Origin of the sequence: Gordonia gummivorans, from assembly GCF_022513585.1 — a bacterium.
GTDB lineage: Bacteria > Actinomycetota > Actinomycetes > Mycobacteriales > Mycobacteriaceae > Gordonia.
On sequence record NZ_JAKWBF010000085.1, the window covers coordinates 1 to 978 of the forward strand.

At 65.0% G+C, this 978-nt stretch carries 1 protein-coding gene; it reads right to left on the bottom strand.

The genetic code is table 11. From position 1 onward, the window contains the following. Nucleotides 1–889 (bottom strand): DDE-type integrase/transposase/recombinase (locus tag MKW15_RS24200; RefSeq protein WP_240862944.1); only part of this gene is annotated, 889 nt, incomplete at its 3' end. Nucleotides 890–978: the final 89 nt, after the last annotated feature.

A 978-nucleotide genomic window follows, 5' to 3' on the forward strand; every position in this document is an offset into this window, starting at 1 on the left:
TGCCGTCGAACACCGAGGCAGGGGTGTAGCAGCCCAGCCCGCTGTGGCGGTGCTCGTAGGCGTAGCGGCCCAGGAAACCCGCGGTCCACTCCCGGGCGTGATCGATGTCCTCGAAGCGCTCGGGGCAGTTCAGGTCGTATTTGACGGTCTTGAACAGCGACTCGGAGAACGGGTTGTCATCACTGACCCGCGGCCTCGAGAACGACGCGATCACCCCGGCTTCCTCGAGAGCGTCGAGCAGGTCGTGTGAGCGCATCACCGCCCCGTTGTCGGCGTGCAACATCGTGGGTGGCCCGTAGCGGGTGAACGCATCTTTGAACATCGCGATCGCCGCCTTCTTGTTTTCCTCGGGCACGATCTTCCAGGCCACCGGGAACCGGGAGAACACATCGATCACCAACAGCAGCTTGAACCGCTGCCGGCCGATGCCCCGCAGCTCGGTGGCATCCCAGGACCACAACTGGCCCGGACCGCTCGCCTGCATCCGCGGGGTCGCGCGACTCGTCGGTCCCGACCGTTTACGGCGCCGGCGATCACCGACGAGTTTCGCCGTCTTCGCCACCCGGTAGAACGTCCTCTCACTACACGTGATCAACCCGGAATCGAAAGCACGCCAATAAGTTTGGTGCACCGACAGATCGGTGAACTCGGGCATCGACAAGACGTCGACCACCTGGTGGCGTTCGGCGGCACTCAACGCGGCCGGCTGCACCCGCTCGGCCTGAGGTTGTGGGTGGGCCACCGGCACATAGTGGCGGTACCCCTTGACCACCCGGTAATACGACGCCCGCGGCACCCCGACCAACACACACGCCACCGTCACCGCCATACCCGCCACGGCCAACGCGGTCACCGTCTCGATCAGGACAGCCCTTGTCGCTGCAGCCATTGGCGGTACTGCTCGGCGCTCATCAACGCTGCTGGGATCTCGGTCTGCGGGTCCGTCGAGCTCTTGGTGATCCCCTCCAAGAGCTCGAA